This window comes from Burkholderia sp. SIMBA_062, from assembly GCF_046534765.1.
GTDB classification, from domain to species: Bacteria; Pseudomonadota; Gammaproteobacteria; order Burkholderiales; family Burkholderiaceae; genus Burkholderia; species Burkholderia ambifaria.
The window spans coordinates 1-17,307 of record NZ_JAWRYD010000046.1 but is presented as its reverse complement, the minus strand read 5'-3'; the positions used below and the strand labels follow the sequence as shown (position 1 = coordinate 17,307).

Sequence of the window (17,307 nt, the reverse complement as noted above, 5' to 3'; positions counted from 1 at the left end):
CAGTGTGCATGCCGTGTTGGCGCAATCGGCTGGTATGACGAAACAGTCTTACGTGTGCAAGTGGATCGGAGCGTCGATCGGTCATTGCTTCCACTTTTGCCGGCAGCAAAGATGCGCGGGCCGCTCGCGAGCAAGCATGAGCCATGCGGTCGAATTCCAGCTCGAGACGCTGGGCGACAGCGACGGCGGCGAAACACTGGACGCGTTCCGCTGGACGGCTTCATGCGCAAATAGCCCGCGCGCACGTCCGTCCGTTCACCCGTGCCGACCACGTGCATCGGCACCACGTCGCCCGTTCCGGTTCAGGCGAGCCGTTCCGATCCGATGACATGCACGCCCGGGCGCGCATCGATCGCGGCACCGAGCAGCGCGCGGGCGATGCGCGGCGCGGGATTCACGCGCCACTTCGGCGGCAACAGCGGCCCGGCGGTACCGAGCGCCAGCGCCATCATCCGTTCGCCGAACCGGAACTCGTCGCGGCTGCCGCCGATCAGGCCCGGCCGCACGCAGGTGAGCGACGCGAACCCGATGCCCGCGAGCGCACGCTCGACTTCGCCCTTCACACGGTTGTAGAAGATGCGCGACGCCGGGTCCGCGCCGAGCGCGGAATTCAGCACGTAGGTCGGCGTGCCGGACCGGTGCGCGAGGCGCGCGACCGCGAGCGGATAGTCGTGATCGACGCGGCGGAATGCGACCTGCGAACCCGCGACCCGCATCGTGGTGCCGAGCGTGCAGATCACTGCATCGGCCTGCCACCAGTCGGCCGCCTCGGGCAGGTGATCGAAGTCGACCGTCACGGCGCGCATCTTCGGATGAGGCGACAACGGCCGGCGCGCGAGCACGACGACCTGGTCTACCCGCGCGTCGGCCAGCGCGAGGTCGAGGACGTGGCGCCCGACGAGTCCGGTCGCGCCGACGAGCAGCAGTTTCATCAGAATTTGCTCCGAGAAACCCCGCCATTTCCCCCAAGGGGACTTCCTTCGGGGCGGATGGCGGGAAGGAAAGGCGTGCTGTTGACAGGCAGCTTCTTCCACGGGTTAGGATCACCGGCATGATTCTTGTCTACCGCTATCGCGTGAAGTCGCTCAACGGACTGCTTAACAAGCAGAGCCGTGCGGTGAACTACGTCTGGAACTTCTGCAACGACACGCAGAAGCACGCGCTCAAGTGGAGCAAGAAATGGCCGACGGGATTCGATCTGAACGTGCTGACCACCGGCAGTAGCAAGGCGCTCGGCATCCACTCCGGCACGATCAACGCGACGTGCGAGCAATACGCGAAGTCGCGCAGTCAGCACCGTCGGCCCTACCTGCGCTATCGCGGCAGGAAATCGCTGGGCTGGGTGCCGCTGAAGGGGCGTGACCTGAAGCGCGAGGGTGACGCGTTCCGTTTCGCCGGCAACACGTTTCGCGTGTTCAACAGCAGGCCGCTTCCCGAAGGAAAGATCAAGGACGGGACCAATTTTGCGCAGGATGCGCGTGGCAACTGGTTTCTCAACATCGTGATCGAGATGCCCGATGTGCAGGCCCGCCCGGTCCGGTCCGGTGTTGGCATCGATCTCGGCCTGAAAGACTTCGCCACACTTTCGACGGGCGAGAAGCTGCCCAACGACCGATTCGGCCGACGCGCGGCGGAGAAACTGGCGAAAGCTCAACGGGCGCGAAAGCACAAGCGGCATATCGCGAAGTTGCACGCCAAGGTCGCGAATGCCCGTGCCGATTTCCAGCACAAGCTCGCGCTCGATCTGGTGGGGCGCTTCGATTACCTCGCGGTTGGCAATGTGTCTGCCGTCAAACTTGCCAGAACCAGGATGGCGAAGAGCGTCTACGACGCGTCCTGGTCGTCCTTCCGAAACAAGCTCCGTTACAAAGCGATCGCGCACGGGGCCACGTTCGAGGAAGTCGACGAAAGCGGTTCTACCCAGTCCAGTTCGGCGTGCGGGTCGAGAGACAGCACGACGCGGCCGAAAGGTATCGCGGGACTGAGAATAAGAGAATGGGCCTGCGATGGCTGTAGGGTCGTGCATGATCGAGATACCAACGCTGCGGTGAACATTCTCCGATGCGGACGTGCATCGCCAGGTGTGGGAATCACCTGCCTTTAGGCGGGTGAGGACGTCAAGTGCGGTTGTTCCGTGTGTGGCCGGTGCAAGCCGGTGCAGGCCGGCCGTGAGCGGCAGCCGTGCGACGGGGCACATCGCTATGCCGGATCGCGCCGGAGCCGCCCGTTCGAAGCCGATGAATCGGACGGGATACCGACACGATGAACGGTTCACGCGAGAGGGTCAACAGCGACCCGCGAGCCGCGCATGCTCGAGCGCGATCGCGATCGCACCAGCCGTCCGGATCGGCGCCGCAGCGGGGCTTCGTCCGGCGACGGATGGCCACGCGCGTTCACACGTGCAACGCGTGTCCCAGCGCGCGCAATGCCGCCTCCTGCATCGCTTCGCCGAGCGTCGGATGCGCGTGGATCGTGCCGCCGATGTCCTCGAGCCGCGCGCCCATCTCGAGCGACTGCGAGAACGCCGCGGCCAGTTCCGACACGCCGCGCCCGACCGCCTGCCAGCCGACGATCAGATGCGTGTCGCGCCGCGCGACGACGCGCACGAAACCGTCGGTCGCGTGCAGCGTCATCGCGCGCCCGTTCGCCGCGAACGGGAACGACGCGCTGATGCAGTCGACGCCGGCCGCCTTCGCGTCGTCGGGCGACCAGCCGGACGTGACGACCTCGGGATCGGTGAAGCATACGGCCGGGATCGATGCGGGCGTGAACTTGCGACGCCGTCCCGCGATCCGCTCGGCCACCATCTCGCCCTGCGCCATCGCGCGATGCGCGAGCATCGGCTCGCCCGCGACGTCGCCGATCGCCCACACGTTGCGCATCGAGGTCCGGCATTCGTCGTCGATGCACAGCGCGCGGCCGTTGCGATCGAGCGGCAACGCTTCGAGCCCGAAGCCGTCCACGCGCGGCCGGCGGCCGACCGCGACCAGCACGCGATCGGCCGGCAGCATCTTCTGCGTGCCGTCGGGCGCCTGCACGCGCACCGCGCCGTCGCTCGCGAGACCGAGCACCGTGTGGCCCAGCCACAAGCCGACGCCGAGCCGCGCGAGCGAATCGGCGACCGGCTTCGCGAGTTCCGCGTCGTACGCGGGCAGCACGCGCTCGGCCGCTTCGACGATGCTGACCGCGACGCCGAGCTTGCGATAGACGGTGCCGAGTTCGAGCCCGATGTAGCCGGCGCCGACGACGACCAGCCGCGTCGGCAACGACGCGGGCGACAGTGCGTCAGTCGACGATACGACGTGCCCGCCGAACGGCATCGACGGCAGCGCGACCGGTTCCGAACCGGTCGCGAGCAACAGGTGTTCGCATGCGATGCGCGTCGTGCCGTCACCGGCGACGACATCGACCGTCTTGCCGTCGACGATGCGCGCGTCGCCCTGCAGCACGCGCACGCCGTGCTTCTTCAGCAGCGCGCCGACGCCGCGCGTGAGCCGCTCGACGATCCCGTCCTTCCACGCGACGCTTTTCGCGATGTCGATCTCCGGCGCGCGCACGCGTATCCCGAGCATGCCTTCGCGGGCCTGCGCGCACGCCTGCTCGAACGCGTCGGCGACATGGATCAGCGCCTTCGACGGAATGCAGCCGATGTTCAGGCACGTGCCGCCGAGCCGTTCGCGCTCGACGAGCACCGTCGGAATGCCGAGCTGCCCCGCGCGAATCGCGGCGACGTAACCGCCCGGACCGCCGCCGATCACGAGCAGCGTGGTGTGTTCGTTCGCCATCGCGCTCACTCCACGAACAGCAGCGCCGGGCGCTCGAGCAACGCGCGCACGGCCTGGATGAATTCGGCCGCGTCCGCGCCGTCGACGACGCGATGGTCGAACGACGACGACAGGTTCATCATCTTGCGCGCGACGATCGCGCCGTCGCGGATCATCGGCCGCTCGACGATCCGGTTCACGCCGACGATGCCGACCTCGGGATGGTTGATGACCGGCGTCGACACGATGCCGCCGAGTGCGCCGAGGCTCGAGATCGTGATCGTCGAGCCGGTCAGCTCGTCGCGCTGCGCGCGGTTCGCGCGCACGGCGTCGGCGAGCCGCGCGATTTCCGCCGAGATCGACCACACGTCGCGCGCTTCCGCATGACGCAGCACCGGCACCGTGAGGCCGCTCTCCGTCTGCGTCGCGACGCCCATGTGCACCGCGCCGTAACGCGTGACGACACCGGCTTCGTCGTCGTAGCGCGCGTTGATCTGCGGGAAGTCGCGCAGCGCGAGCACCAGCGCGCGGATCAGCAGCGGCAGCGGCGTGAGCCGGCCACGCGCGTCGCCGTGGCGTCGGTTCAGCTCGCTGCGCAGCGATTCGAGCTCGGTGACGTCGATCTCCTCGACGTAGCTGAAGTGCGGAATGCGGCGCTTCGCTTCCTGCATCTTGCGCGCGATCGCGCGGCGCAGGCCGATCACCGGCACCTCGGTTTCATCGTTGCGCTCGTCGTAGCCGCGCGCTGGCGAGCCACGCGCCGCCGTGCCGCCCGTGCGTGCGTATGCATCGAGGTCCGCATGCAGGATCCTGCCGGCCTCGCCGGTGCCGCGCACGTAGCGCAGCTCGATGCCCATGTCCCATGCGCGCTGGCGCACCGCAGGCGACGCGAGCGGCCGTTCGCCCGGCGCGAGGGCCGCGCGCGGCGGCGCCGCGTGTTCCGTGCGACGCGGCTCGGCCGGTGCACGCTCAGCGGTGTGGCGCGCGGCCTTCGGCGCGTCGTGCGCTTCGGCTGCTTCCGCAGCTTCGGTGACTTTCGATGACCGGGCAGGCGCGTCGACCGAAGCCGGACGCGGCGTCGCATCCGCACCGGCATCGTGTGCCTTCGCGCCCGGTTTCAGGTTGCCGTCGCCTTCGACTTCGACACGAATCAGCTCGCTGCCGACCGCCATCATCTCGCCGATCCGGCCGCCCAGCGCCAGCACCTTGCCCGCCACCGGCGACGGAATCTCCACCGCCGCCTTGTCGGTCATCACGTCGGCGAGCGGCTGGTCTTCCTTGATCGTCTGCCCGACTTCCACATGCCAGGCCACCAGCTCGACCTCGGCGATCCCTTCGCCGATATCCGGCATCTTGATCACATGAATCCCCATCTCAGGCCTCCATCACGCGTCGCAATGCTTCGCCAACCCGGGCCGGGCCGGGGAAATACGCCCATTCCTGCGCGTGCGGATACGGCGTGTCCCAGCCCGTCGTCCGCTCGACCGGCGCTTCCAGATGGTAGAAGCAGTGCTCCTGGACAAGCGATACCAGTTCCGCGCCGTAGCCGCAGGTGCGCGTCGCTTCGTGCACCACCACGCAGCGGCCGGTCTTGCGCACCGACGCGACGATCGTGTCGAGGTCGACCGGCCACAGCGTGCGCAGGTCGATCACTTCGGCGTCGATGCCGGTCTCCTCGGCCGCGGCGAGCGACACGTGGACGGTCGTGCCGTACGTCAGCACCGTCAAGTCGTTGCCGGGCCGCACGACGGCGGCCGTATCGAGCGGCACCGTGTAATAGCCTTCCGGCACCGCGCTGCCCGGATGCTTGAGCCACGATGTGACCGGACGCTCGTGATGGCCGTCGAACGGCCCGTTGTACAGGCGTTTCGGTTCGAGGAAGATCACCGGATCGTCGTTCTCGATCGACGCGATCAGCAGCCCTTTCGCATCGTACGGATTCGACGGCATCACCGTGCGCAGTCCGCAGACCTGCGTGAACATCGCCTCCGGGCTCTGGCTGTGCGTCTGGCCGCCGTATATGCCGCCGCCGCACGGCATCCGGATCGTCATCGGCGCGGTGAACTGGCCCGCGGAGCGATAGCGCAGCCGTGCGCCTTCCGACACGATCTGGTCGGACGCCGGGTAGAAGTAGTCCGCGAACTGGATCTCGCAGACCGGCCGCAATCCATACGCGCCCATCCCGACCGCCGCGCCGACGATCCCGCCTTCCGAGATCGGCGCATCGAACACGCGCGATTTGCCGTACTTGGCCTGCAGCCCTTCGGTGCAGCGGAACACGCCGCCGAAGTAGCCGACGTCCTGCCCGAACACGACCACGTCGCCGTCGCGCTCGAGCATCACGTCCATCGCGGAGCGCAGCGCCTGGATCATCGTCATCGGCTGCGCCGAGGCCGTCGTCGTTTCCTGTTGCGCCATGATCACGCTCCCAGTTCCTGGCGCTGACGGCGCAGGTGCGCGGGCAGCTCCTTGTACACGTCGTCGAACATCGAGGCCGGCGACGGAATCCGGTCGTCGGCCAGCGTGCCGAACTTCTCCGCTTCCTTCTGCGCGGCGATCACTTCGGCTTCGAGCTCGGCCGTGAGCGCGTCGTGCGCGCTGTCCGACCAGATGCCTTTCGCGATCAGGTGCTGCTTGAAGCGCGCGATCGGATCGCCGAGCGGGAAATGGGCCCAGTCGTCGCTCGGCCGGTATTTCGTCGGATCGTCCGACGTCGAATGCGCGCCCGCGCGGTAGGTGACCCATTCGATCAGCGTCGGGCCGAGATTGCGGCGCGCGCGTTCGGCGGCCCAGGTCGATGCCGCGTAGATCGCGAGGAAGTCGTTGCCGTCGACGCGCAGCGAAGCGATGCCGCAGCCGACGCCGCGCCCGGCGAAGGTGGTCCCCTCACCGCCCGCGATCGCCTGGAACGTCGAGATCGCCCACTGGTTGTTGACGACGTTCAGCACGACCGGCGCGCGATACACGTGCGCGAACGTCAGCGCGGTGTGGAAGTCGGCTTCCGCCGTCGCGCCGTCGCCGATCCACGCGGACGCGATCTTCGTGTCGCCCTTGATCGCCGACGCCATCGCCCAGCCGACCGCCTGGATGAACTGCGTCGCGAGATTGCCGGAGATCGAGAAGAAGCCGGCTTCGCGGTCCGAGTACATCACCGGGAGCTGGCGCCCCTTCAGCGGGTCGCCTTCGTTCGACATCAACTGGCAGATCATCCGTTCGAGCGGCACGTTGCGCGCGATCAGGATACTTTGCTGGCGGTAGGTCGGGAAGCACATGTCGCCGTGACGCAGCGCCATCGCGTGCGCGGCGCCGATCGCTTCTTCGCCGAGACTCAACATGTAGAAGGAGATTTTCTTCTGTCGCTGCGCGATCATCATGCGCGCGTCGAAAATGCGGGTCTTCAGCATCGCGCGCATCCCGGCGATCAGGCGCGCATCGTCGAGGTCCGGCGCCCACGGGCCGAGCGCTGCGCCGTGGTCGTCGAGCACACGCACGAGGCTGCGGGCGAGATGGGCGGTGTCCGCGGGGGCAACGTCGATCGGCGGCCGGCGAACCGCGCCGGCCGGCGATAGATGCAGATAGGAAAAATCCGTCTTGCAGCCCGGACGCCCGGTGGGCTCCGGCACATGCAGACGCAATGGCTCTGACAGGCTCATCGTGTCGTCTCCACGCTCGATTGTGTCTCACGCTGATGGAAACGCGCGGCCGGTTGCCGGCTCACGCGCGGGCTGGCGCACGGATAAGCACGCCAACCTTGGAAATCTATGCCTCGCCGCGCGGGACGTCGATGACCAAGCCGCTCGATTGCGGTGAGCAGATTTGCCATGGGGGGCGAAGGTGGCTGATCGGCGCCGCCGGCGCGATGAATGAAGGCCGCGTGTGCTGCGATGCGTCAACGGCCGGGAGCTGGCGGATCGAGGCCGCACCGATTGCTGCGCATCGATCATGTCGGACGATACGAAGCACGAGACCCCGCGAAATCCGGGGTCTCGGCGGGGCCTCTGTGGGTCCCGGGCGCTTGCGCGCCCGCTTGCCGGTTCGTGCCGGCGCGATGCGTTACGCGTCGGGGCGCGCGATGTCGAAGCGGCTGTCGGGCTTGACGTGCACGTAGGCCGACGGGCCGCCCGCGCGAAGAATGATGCCCGCGCCGAACGTGTCGAAAATGCCGTCCTTCAGCAGGTCGTGGCGAATGTGCACGGCGATGACTTCGCCAAGCACCAGCGTGGCCGGCGTGTCGACGCCGTGGTGATCGCGCAGCGGGATCACGTCGGTCACCTTGCATTCGAAGTTGACGCCGCTTTCCGCGACGCGCGGCACATTGACGAGGTGCGACGGGATCGCGCTCAGGCCGCCGAGTTCGAATTCGTCGACGCCGTACGGCACGGCCGCACAGGTCTGGTTCATCCTGTCGGCGAGATCGCGCGTCGCGAGGTTCCAGACGAACTCGCCGGTCTCCTGCACGTTGCGCAGGCTGTCCTTCGCGGCCGTGCTCGAAAAGCCGATGATCGGCGGACGATAGTTGAATGCGTTGAAGAAGCTGTACGGCGCGAGATTGATCGTGCCGTCGCTGCCGCGGGAAGAGATCCAGCCGATCGGGCGCGGGCCGACGATGGCGTTCAGCGGATCGTGCGGGAGGCCGTGGCCTTGCGACGGTTCGTAATAGTGATGGGTCGAGTCGGTCATGGCGGGTGGTCTTGAGGCGGGCAAACTGCGTTGAAGTCCATCGACCGGCGCGCGTGTGCCGAGGGCGGCAACGGTGTGCGGTGCGATGTGCGCGGCAAGTATCACATGGGGCCGGTTTTGTCGCAGTGAAGGCGCAGTCGCGAGCTACGGTGCAGCGCCGATGCATGCGCCACACCAAATAAAAAACCGCGAGCGCCTCATTCATTTTCGCGCGGTTTTTTCAAATCTTCGTCGAATCGCATTGAAGCGATCGGTGATGCCGCCTGCCAAACTCGACAGGTTCCTGATGGCGAACCACCCCGATCCGTGCCACGCCGACCACGACGTGCACGGTCACGCCCGAATGCATTTCCGTAACCTTCAACAACGTGAAAGCCGTTGAACCCGGCCGGTGGCGGAAAGGGCTCGTCAGCGCAAGTGTCCGCCGAAAAGTCCCAGCAATCCTATGATGATCAGGTAGATCGCAACGATGTAATTCAGCAGGCGCGGTACCACCAGAATCAGAATTCCGGCGATCAGCGAGACCAATGGGCTCAAATTAGTGAATACGTTCATGGCGTTGCCCCTTAACAAGAGATCGCGAAATCGCTGACTGGAGCGCCGCGGACGCGTATTGCACGAACCTGCGCTTCGTAGCCGCTCCCTTTCAACGCTGCACGCGATTCCGTGATGTGCGGGAGATTTTTACCGACGCAGGCAACTTGAACCCCTGGTCGGTTGTCAGTACAACGTTTGTTTGCGTGTCGCAGCGATTTTCGTGCCCGGCTCAGCGCGCGCGGCCCATCCCGCCGGCACGCCGGAATCCGGCAACACCGCTCGTGGTGCGATGCTTGTGCCAGAGCCCGCATGTATTTCAGATTGCGCCGCGAGGACGCGCGTGAGAATGAAGCCCTAGAAATTGCGTGCCAAGCCGACCATGAACATGTCCTGGTCCTTGTCGTTGCCGGTTGCGACACGATTGAAGCGCAAGCTCGCCGCCCAATCATTCGTGACCTGATAACTCACCTGCGCGCTGAGCAACGCGTTGAGTCTCGTTTTGCTCGAGACTTCGTCCCGATCGTGCGAAAGATACGGACCCGCCCCTGCCGAAAGCGTCCACTTGCTCTTGATCGGCGCGACGTACCAGAGTTGCGCTGCCACGCCTCTTCGGCCGGCGACACCATTATTGCCTTCGTAGACGAAGCTCGCGGAATAGGCCCACGCATTGCCAAGCGGCCGCTTGACTTCGACCATATAGCCCTTTTCGATCGGCACTTGAGGACGGTTCGTCTGCGACGTCCCGGCCCAAACGCTAACCTGCGTCTTGCCGTCCGACAACGCGGGGCCAGGATCGCCGCCAAAATCCGAACCGATGCCGAACAGCACCGCGTCGGAATTGAATCCGCCAATCATCTGGACGTGGTTGTACTGCACCTTGACGAAGAAGCGGTCGGGAACGAGGTAATACCGCACCGCTGCCGACGCGCGCACGCCCCAGCGCTTTTCATTGCGCGCCTGGTTGTCGACATGGGTCGTGTCGATGCCGAAATACGGCCCCGCCGACAATTCGAGCGCCACGCGATTACCGATCGGCCAACGAAACGAACCCAGGGCGGCGAAGCCGTCACGGTGGTGATCCGCCGGATGCCCCTCGTTCAGATAGGCGAGGTAGATCGAGAAGTAGTCGTTCAAGACGTCGCCGAAGCCGACTTCGTAGGCACGCCAATGCATATCGCCACCCTCGGTCGCGCGTCCGTCGCCATACACCGCATAAGCATTGATCGTTCTTTCCGATGGCTTGAACGCGGTCGGTGAGTTCGAAGGAGTGTCCTCGGCGTGCGCGTGGCCCGGGCCTGCCAGAATCGCCAGGCCGGCGATCGAGCCAGTGACGACGAAACGTGAATAGACGCGACGGCACTGTCCCATTTGGCCTCCCCACGCGAGCTGAACCCGGATGCTGGACGACGGCTGACCGAACTTCATGCGAATCGAATCTGGTACTCAACGGGGCCGCCAGCACTCCGGGAGCGACAAGAACCAGTGTGCGTTGAGGCATCGGTGAAAGGCATTGGGGGTATCGCCTACCAAGGTGGCCACGAATGTCGCCCATACCGCTGAACAAACCCCCGCATACCCCGGGATGGCAAACGCACCCGACGGAACGCCGTGAAAACAAAAAACCCGCGAGAGAGGCTTGTTTCTCGCGGGTCTTTGGAACTTCGTGGAATCACACGGAAGCGGTTTTGGTGCCGGGGACCGGACTTGAACCGGCAAGCCAATTAAGGCGGCGGATTTTCGTCACACTGCTTCTTTCGAAGCCGGCATCGTGGAAACGACGCCGTTCGTGCGCTGGACTATGCCTTCACCGTCGCGCGCGGGCGTGATCGCCGCCCGTGCGCCTTAGGCGCCCCCCGTCTAGTCTCTACACCTTCCTCGCTGCAATCTCACCGCGAGGCTTGGCTCGGCGTTGCCTCGATGCGCGCATCAGGGGTTTCGCCGAATTTGAAGGGTTCTGCACCGACCGTTTCCGGTCGGGCACTCAATCGTTTAAGTCCGCTATGTTTACCAATTTCATCACCCCGGCAAAAGGGCGGACGCGATTCTACCATTGCTTCGCGCATGCGTTCCCTGATTCACGCGCGGTGCATCGCCGCAGCATGCTTGCCTTCACCATCCGCAGCGGAATTGATACGCGTTCGTTGATCTCGACGCGACACCGCCATCGATTTCGTACCGCACCGCAGCATCCCCCGATACAATCAGTGGGCCCGCTCGCCGGGCGCCAGACGTCCGATGTTTGTATCGTATTTTTTACGAAACAGATGTCTGGTGAGTCATCGCGAAGTCACAAACATTATCGATAATCCTCCGGACGAAAACGTTTACATCGCGCAATTTCATGACCCCGACCATCAAGGATGTCGCCGCGCTCGCCGGCTTTTCGATCGCCACCGTCTCGCGTGCGATCAACGCGCCGCATACCGTCAGCCCCGCCACGCTGACGACGATCCGCACCGCCATCGACACGCTGCAGTTCCGCCCGAGCCCGCTCGGCCGGCAGTTGCGCGGCGAGCGCACACGCCTTGTCGGCGTCGTCGTGCCGACGCTGTCGAACCCGGTGTTCGCCGACTGCCTGCAGGGCATCGACGAACTGGCGACCGCCGCCGGCTTCAAGCTGATCCTGATGACGACCGAATACGACGCGGCACGCGAGCGCCATGCGATCGAGACGCTACGCGAGCAACGCGTCGAAGGACTGATCCTGACGGTCGCCGACGCGGACACGCATCCGCTGCTCGACATGCTCGACAGCGACGGCCCGCACTATGTGCTGATGCACAACGACACGCAACGCCGCCCGTCGGTGTCGGTCGACAACCGCCGCGCCGCTTACGACGGCGTCCGTCTGCTGACCGCGCGCGGCCATCGCCGCGTGCTGATGCTGGCCGGCTCGCTCGCCGCGTCTGACCGCGCGCGCCAGCGTCATCTCGGCTACGCGCAAGCGCTCGAGGAAGCCGGCGTCGCGACATTGCCGCCGGTCGAAGTCGACTTCAACGCGGCCGAGCTGCCCGACGCGGTGCTCGCCCACCTCACCGCGCAAGCCACGCGCCCGACCGCCCTGTTCTGCAGCAACGACCTGCTCGCGATGGTCGTGATGCGCGGCCTGCGCCGCGCGGGCTTCTCGATTCCCGACGACCTGTCGGTGCTCGGCTTCGACGGCATCGCGATCGGCGAGCTGCTCGCCCCGCCGCTCGCCAGCGTCGCGACGCCGAACCAGGACATCGGCCGTCATGCATGGCGACGCCTCGTCGAATGCATCGGCGGCGCGACGATCGAGCGCACGTCGCTGATCCTGCCGCACACGGTGCGCGACGGCGCGACGGTCGCGCCGCCGGCCGCCAACCTGCAGTTGCACGAAGCCTGAATGCGTGTGCCGCGCGAGCGCGCGCGGCCCACTACCCTTACCCCGCCCGGAGACCCGCCGTGTCCTTTCGCCTGACCTCGCTGCTGCGCGTGCTCGCCGCGCCCGTCGCCTGCGCCGCCCTCGTCGCGTTCGCGCCAGCCGCCCATGCCGACGAATCCGCGATCTGCTACAACTGCCCGCCCGAATGGGCCGACTGGGCCGCGCAAATCGCGGCGATCAAGCAGAAAACCGGGATCCGCGTGCCGTTCGACAACAAGAACTCGGGCCAGGCAATCGCGCAGTTGATCGCCGAACAGAAGAGCCCGGTCGCCGACGTCGTCTATCTCGGCGTGTCGTCGGCGTTCCAGGCGAAGGACAAGGGCGTGATCGCGCCGTACAAGCCCGCGCACTGGAACGACATTCCCGCGAACCTGAAGGATCCGCAAGGCTACTGGTTCGCGATCCACTCGGGCACGCTCGGCTTCTTCGTGAACAAGGACGCGCTCGACGGCAAGCCGGTGCCGCGCTCGTGGGCCGATCTGCTGAAGCCCGAATACAAGGGCATGGTCGGCTACCTCGATCCGTCGAGCGCGTTCGTCGGCTATGCGAGTGCGGTCGCCGTGAACCAGGCGCTCGGCGGCAGCCTCGATAACTTCAAGCCGGCGCTCGACTGGTTCCGCAAGCTGAAGGCGAACGCGCCGATCGTGCCGAAGCAGACCGCGTATGCGCGCGTGCTGTCCGGCGAGATTCCGATCCTGCTCGACTACGACTTCGACGCATATCGCGCGAAGTACAAGGATCACGCGAACGTCGAGTTCGTGATTCCGCAGGAAGGCACGATCGCGGTGCCGTACGTGATGAGCCTCGTGAAGGGCGCGCCGCACGACGCGAACGGCAAGAAGGTGCTCGACTTCGTGCTGTCGGACGAAGGCCAGAAACTGTGGGCCAACGCGTATCTGCGTCCGGTGCGCGCCCAGACGCTCGGCGCCGACGTCGCCGCGAAGTTCCTGCCGGCGAGCGAATACGCACGCGCGAAACCGGTCGACTTCGGCAAGATGGCGGCCGGCCAGCAGGCGTTCGGCCTGCAATACCTGCAGGCGACGCAGTAAGCGGCCGGAACCACGCGATGCTCGATCTGACTTTCCCGCTGCGCTGGCGCGTCGCACTCGTCGCGCCGGCGCTCGCGGTGTTCGCCGCGTTCTGGCTGCTGCCGATGGCGGCGCTCGTGCACGTGTCCGCCGACGGCGCGTTCTTCACGCAATACGCGGCGCTGCTCGGCAATGCGCGCTACATGAAGAGCCTCAGCGAAACGGTTGCGTTGTCGGCCGGCGTCACGCTCGCGACGCTCGCGCTGTCGACGATCTCGGGCCTGCTGCTCGCGCGCCGCGAATTCGCGGGCAAGCGCGTGCTGCTCGCGCTGCTCACGTTTCCGCTCGCGTTCCCGGGCGTCGTGGTCGGCTTCATGGTGATCATGCTCGCCGGGCGGCAGGGGCTGGTCGGCATGCTGTCCGCGAAGCTGACCGGCGACAAGTGGGTGTTCGCGTATTCGGTTGCCGGGCTGTTCGTCGGCTACCTGTACTTCTCGATTCCGCGCGTGATCGTCACCGTGATCGCGGCCGCGTCGAAGCTCGATGCGTCGCTCGAGGAAGCCGCGCGCTCGCTCGGCGCGTCGCCGTGGCGCATCTTCATCGACATCGTGCTGCCGGCGCTCGCACCGGGCCTGATCGCGGCCGGCGCGATCTGCTTCGCGACCGCGATGGGCGCGTTCGGCACCGCGTTTACGCTCGCCACCGACCTGAACGTGCTGCCGATGACGATCTACACCGAGTTCACGTTGAACGCGAACATCGCGACGGCGGCCGGCCTGTCGATCGTGCTCGGCATCGTCACGTGGGTCGTGCTCGCGCTCGCGCGCCGGTTCACCGGCCATACCGCCGCCGCCGCGGCCTGAGGATTCCTTCATGCAATCGCTTTCCGGTTCGTCCGCGCCGTCGCCGGCGCCCGCTCCGTCGCATGCGAACGGCGTCGCACGACGCGCGCCGCGCGTCACGGGCGCGCGCGCGATCGCCGCGCTGCAATGGAGCGTCACGCTGCTGCTGTGCGCGTTCCTGATCGTGCCCGTCGTGATGTCGGTGCTCGCGGGCCTCACCGTCAACTATTTCCGCGGGCTGTCGAGCGGCCTCACGCTGCGCTGGCTCGAACAGGTGTGGCAGCAATACCAGGGCTCGGTCGCGCTGTCGCTCGGCGTCGCGTTCGCGACGCTTGCGATCGTGCTCGCCATCGGCGTGCCGGCCGGCTATGCGCTCGCGCGCAGCAAGAGCCGCGTCGCCCGCGCGATCGAGGAAGCGCTGGTGCTGCCGGTCGCGCTGCCGGGCCTCGCGTCGGCGCTCGCGCTGCTGGTCGTGTACGGCGGCTTCACCGCATTCCGGATGAGCCTGTGGTTCATCGTCGTCGGCCACGTCGTGTTCACGCTGCCGTTCATGGTGCGCGCGGTCGCGGCCGTCGCGGCGGGTGCCGACCTGCGCACGCTCGAGGAAGGCGCGGCGAGCCTCGGCGCGTCGTTCGTCACGCGCTTCGTCACGATCGTGCTGCCGAACCTGCGCCCCGGCATCGTCGCGGGCGCGCTCGCGGTGCTCACGCTGTCGATCGGCGAATTCAACCTGACGTGGATGCTGCACACGCCCGACACGAAGACGCTGCCCGTCGGACTCGCCGATACCTATGCGTCGCTGCGGCTCGAAGTCGGCAGCGCCTACACGATCGTGTTCCTGCTGATGACGCTGCCGCTCCTCGTCGCGATGCAGTGGCTCGGCGTCGATCCGTCCGGCACGCGCGCGCTGAAGCGCCGCCCGCGCTGACCCTGTGCTGACTTTACCGATCCCATGAAACTCGATTCCACGCCCATCACCCTGACCCGCTGCGCGAAGACGTTCCGCGGCACGCGCGTGCTCGAACCGCTCGACCTGTCGATCGGCGCGGGCGAGACGCTCGTGCTGCTCGGCCCGTCGGGCTGCGGCAAGACGACGACGCTGCGCCTGATCGCCGGCCTCGACACGCCGGACGCCGGCGGCACGATCGCATTCGGCGGCGACGACGTGACCCGGCTTCCGATCGAGCGCCGCCAGGTCGGCATGGTGTTCCAGAACTACGCGCTGTTTCCGAACCTGACGGTGCGCGGCAACGTCGGCTATGGACTGAAGATTCGCAAGACCGAGCCGCGCGCGCTGCGCGAACGCGTCGACGAATTGCTCGCGATGATGCGGCTCGACGCGCACGCGGACAAACCGGTCGATCAGCTGTCGGGCGGCCAGCGCCAGCGTGTCGCGCTGGCGCGCGCGCTCGCGGTGCGCCCGCGCGTGCTGCTGCTCGACGAACCGCTGACCGCGCTCGACGCGAAGCTGCGCGACGTGCTGCGACGCGAGATGAATGCGCTGTTGCGCGAGCTCGGCGTGACGACCGTGTACGTGACGCACGACCAGGCCGAGGCGATGGAGCTCGGCGACCGGATCGTCGTGATGGGCGCGGGCCGCATCGAGCAGATCGGCACGCCGCGCGACATCTACTACCGGCCGGCGAACCGCACGGTCGCGCAGTTCATCGGCACGCTGAACCGGCTTGCGGGACAATGGCGTGACGGCGCGCTCGTGACGACGGGTGGCGCGATCGTCACGCCGCACGCCGCCGACGAGTGGTTCTTCCGCCCGGAAGACGCGCAGCTCGCCGATCCCGCGCATGCGCCGCTGCGCGGTGCGATCGGCGCGTGCGCGTTTCTCGGCGAGCGCACGCGGCTCACGATCGAGCATGCGGCGCCCGACGCGCTCGTGATCGACGTGCCGGGCCGCATCGAGCTCGCACGCGGCACGGCGGTCGGCATCGCGATCGCGGCGGAAGGCCTGATCGCGCTCGCCGCGTAACGGCGCCCCACGATAACCAGACATTCCGAGGAACGACGATGCTGCTTGCTCAAATCAGCGATCTCCACATCAAGCGTCCGGGCCAGCTCGCGTACCGGCGCGTCGACACGGCCGCCGCGCTTGCGCGCTGCATCGCGAAGCTGAACGCGCTGGTGCCGCGCCCCGACGCGGTGCTCGTCACGGGCGACCTGACCGATTTCGGCCACGACGACGAATATCGCCATCTGCGCGACCTGCTCGCGCCGCTCGAGATTCCGTATTACCTGATGGTCGGCAATCACGACGATCGCGCCGGGCTGCGCCGCGCGTTCGCCGATCGCCCCGAATGGCAGGACGGCGAGTTCGTGCAATACGCGCTCGACGTCGGCGCGGTGCGCGTGCTCGCGCTCGACTCGCAGGTGCCCGGCGCGAGCCACGGCGACCTGTGCGACGCGCGCCTTGCGTGGCTCGCCGCTCAGCTCGACGCCGCGCGCGACCGGCCGGTGATCGTCGCGCTGCATCATCCGCCGTTCGTGTCCGGAATCCGGCACATGGATGCGCTGCGCCTCGCGCCCGACGCCGCCGCGAAGCTCGATGCGCTGCTGCGCGGCTATCCGAACGTCGAACGCGTGTTGTGCGGCCACGTGCACCGGACGATGTTCACGCGCTTCGGCGGCACGCTCGCGTCTGCCGTGCCGGCGCCCGCGCATCAGGTTGCGTTCGACCTGCGCGCGGACGGGCCGTCGGCGTTCCGGCTCGAACCGCCCGCGTTCGCGGTGCACGTCCATACGCCGGAGACGGGGATGATGTCCCATCACGTGTACGTGGACGAAGGCGACGGGCCTTATCCGTTCTATGAACCGAGCGGGGAACTGGTCGACTGACGACGCACATCGCGCGCGCATGACCGGCGGCGGCCCGTCGGAGCCCGTTGCGGCCGAGCGGCGCCGATAGCGGCCCGTCGAGCCGCGCTCACGCGGGCCGCTTGACCGCTTGACCGCTTGACCGCCTGGCCGCTTGGCCGCTTGGCCGCTTGGCCGCTTGGCCGCTTGGCCGCTTGGCCGCTTGGCCGCTTGGCCGCTTGGCC

General features: G+C 67.0%; 15 protein-coding genes. 7 read left to right on the top strand and 8 right to left on the bottom strand.

All coding sequences use genetic code 11. The features are described from left to right. Nucleotides 1–302: 302 nt before the first annotated feature. A complete protein-coding gene (locus tag SB786_RS32320; RefSeq protein WP_410731012.1) occupies nucleotides 303–932 on the bottom strand; it encodes an NAD(P)H-binding protein in 630 nt (209 codons plus the stop codon). Nucleotides 933–1,051: 119 nt separating this feature from the next. Here SB786_RS32320 and SB786_RS32315 point away from each other — a divergent pair, with 119 nt between their 5' ends. Continuing rightward, a complete protein-coding gene (locus SB786_RS32315; protein ID WP_410731011.1) occupies nucleotides 1,052–2,104 on the top strand; it encodes an RNA-guided endonuclease InsQ/TnpB family protein in 1,053 nt (350 codons plus the stop codon). A gap of 289 nt (nucleotides 2,105–2,393) precedes the next feature. Here SB786_RS32315 and lpdA read toward each other — a convergent pair whose 3' ends face one another. The 7 genes from lpdA to SB786_RS32280 all read right to left on the bottom strand — a co-directional run bounded on the left by lpdA (nucleotide 2,394) and on the right by SB786_RS32280 (nucleotide 10,349). Continuing rightward, nucleotides 2,394–3,785, bottom strand: coding sequence for a dihydrolipoyl dehydrogenase (gene lpdA / locus SB786_RS32310; RefSeq protein ID WP_410731010.1), 1,392 nt, complete (start codon nucleotides 3,783–3,785; stop codon nucleotides 2,394–2,396). Between the two features lie 5 nt (nucleotides 3,786–3,790). Further along, a complete protein-coding gene (locus SB786_RS32305) occupies nucleotides 3,791–5,137 on the bottom strand; it encodes a dihydrolipoamide acetyltransferase family protein (protein ID WP_410731009.1) in 1,347 nt (448 codons plus the stop codon). Between the two features lies 1 nt (nucleotide 5,138). After that, nucleotides 5,139–6,182, bottom strand: a complete 1,044-nt coding sequence (locus tag SB786_RS32300) for an alpha-ketoacid dehydrogenase subunit beta (RefSeq protein WP_410731008.1) — start codon at nucleotides 6,180–6,182, stop codon at nucleotides 5,139–5,141. Nucleotides 6,183–6,184: 2 nt separating this feature from the next. Beyond that, complete coding sequence (locus SB786_RS32295; protein WP_410731007.1) at nucleotides 6,185–7,417, bottom strand: 3-methyl-2-oxobutanoate dehydrogenase (2-methylpropanoyl-transferring) subunit alpha; 1,233 nt, start codon at nucleotides 7,415–7,417, stop codon at nucleotides 6,185–6,187. Nucleotides 7,418–7,817: 400 nt separating this feature from the next. Beyond that, nucleotides 7,818–8,444: a flavin reductase family protein gene (locus SB786_RS32290; protein ID WP_410731006.1), complete on the bottom strand. Its 627-nt coding sequence runs from the start codon at nucleotides 8,442–8,444 to the stop codon at nucleotides 7,818–7,820. A 408-nt stretch (nucleotides 8,445–8,852) separates the two neighbouring features. Further along, nucleotides 8,853–8,999: a DUF3096 domain-containing protein gene (locus SB786_RS32285; RefSeq protein WP_006760359.1), complete on the bottom strand. Its 147-nt coding sequence runs from the start codon at nucleotides 8,997–8,999 to the stop codon at nucleotides 8,853–8,855. A gap of 336 nt (nucleotides 9,000–9,335) precedes the next feature. Next, nucleotides 9,336–10,349 carry a hypothetical protein gene (locus SB786_RS32280; protein WP_410731040.1) on the bottom strand — a complete coding sequence of 338 codons (1,014 nt, stop codon included), beginning with the start codon at nucleotides 10,347–10,349 and terminating at the stop codon, nucleotides 9,336–9,338. Nucleotides 10,350–11,322: 973 nt separating this feature from the next. Here SB786_RS32280 and SB786_RS32275 point away from each other — a divergent pair. The 6 genes from SB786_RS32275 to SB786_RS32250 are packed head-to-tail and all read left to right on the top strand — an operon-like array spanning nucleotide 11,323 to nucleotide 17,104. Further along, a complete protein-coding gene (locus tag SB786_RS32275) occupies nucleotides 11,323–12,348 on the top strand; it encodes a substrate-binding domain-containing protein (RefSeq protein ID WP_410731005.1) in 1,026 nt (341 codons plus the stop codon). Nucleotides 12,349–12,407: 59 nt separating this feature from the next. Continuing rightward, nucleotides 12,408–13,436, top strand: a complete 1,029-nt coding sequence (locus SB786_RS32270; RefSeq protein ID WP_410731004.1) for an ABC transporter substrate-binding protein — start codon at nucleotides 12,408–12,410, stop codon at nucleotides 13,434–13,436. A 17-nt stretch (nucleotides 13,437–13,453) separates the two neighbouring features. Beyond that, nucleotides 13,454–14,278, top strand: a complete 825-nt coding sequence (locus SB786_RS32265; protein WP_410731003.1) for an ABC transporter permease — start codon at nucleotides 13,454–13,456, stop codon at nucleotides 14,276–14,278. Nucleotides 14,279–14,288: 10 nt separating this feature from the next. Further along, the gene (locus tag SB786_RS32260; protein WP_410731001.1) at nucleotides 14,289–15,185 is read left to right on the top strand and encodes an ABC transporter permease; all 897 of its coding nucleotides are present in this window, start codon (nucleotides 14,289–14,291) and stop codon (nucleotides 15,183–15,185) included. Nucleotides 15,186–15,209: 24 nt separating this feature from the next. Next, a complete protein-coding gene (locus SB786_RS32255) occupies nucleotides 15,210–16,241 on the top strand; it encodes an ABC transporter ATP-binding protein (RefSeq protein ID WP_410731000.1) in 1,032 nt (343 codons plus the stop codon). 38 nt (nucleotides 16,242–16,279) lie between these two features. After that, the gene (locus SB786_RS32250) at nucleotides 16,280–17,104 is read left to right on the top strand and encodes a phosphodiesterase (protein ID WP_410730999.1); all 825 of its coding nucleotides are present in this window, start codon (nucleotides 16,280–16,282) and stop codon (nucleotides 17,102–17,104) included. The last annotated feature ends 203 nt before the right edge of the window (nucleotides 17,105–17,307 follow it).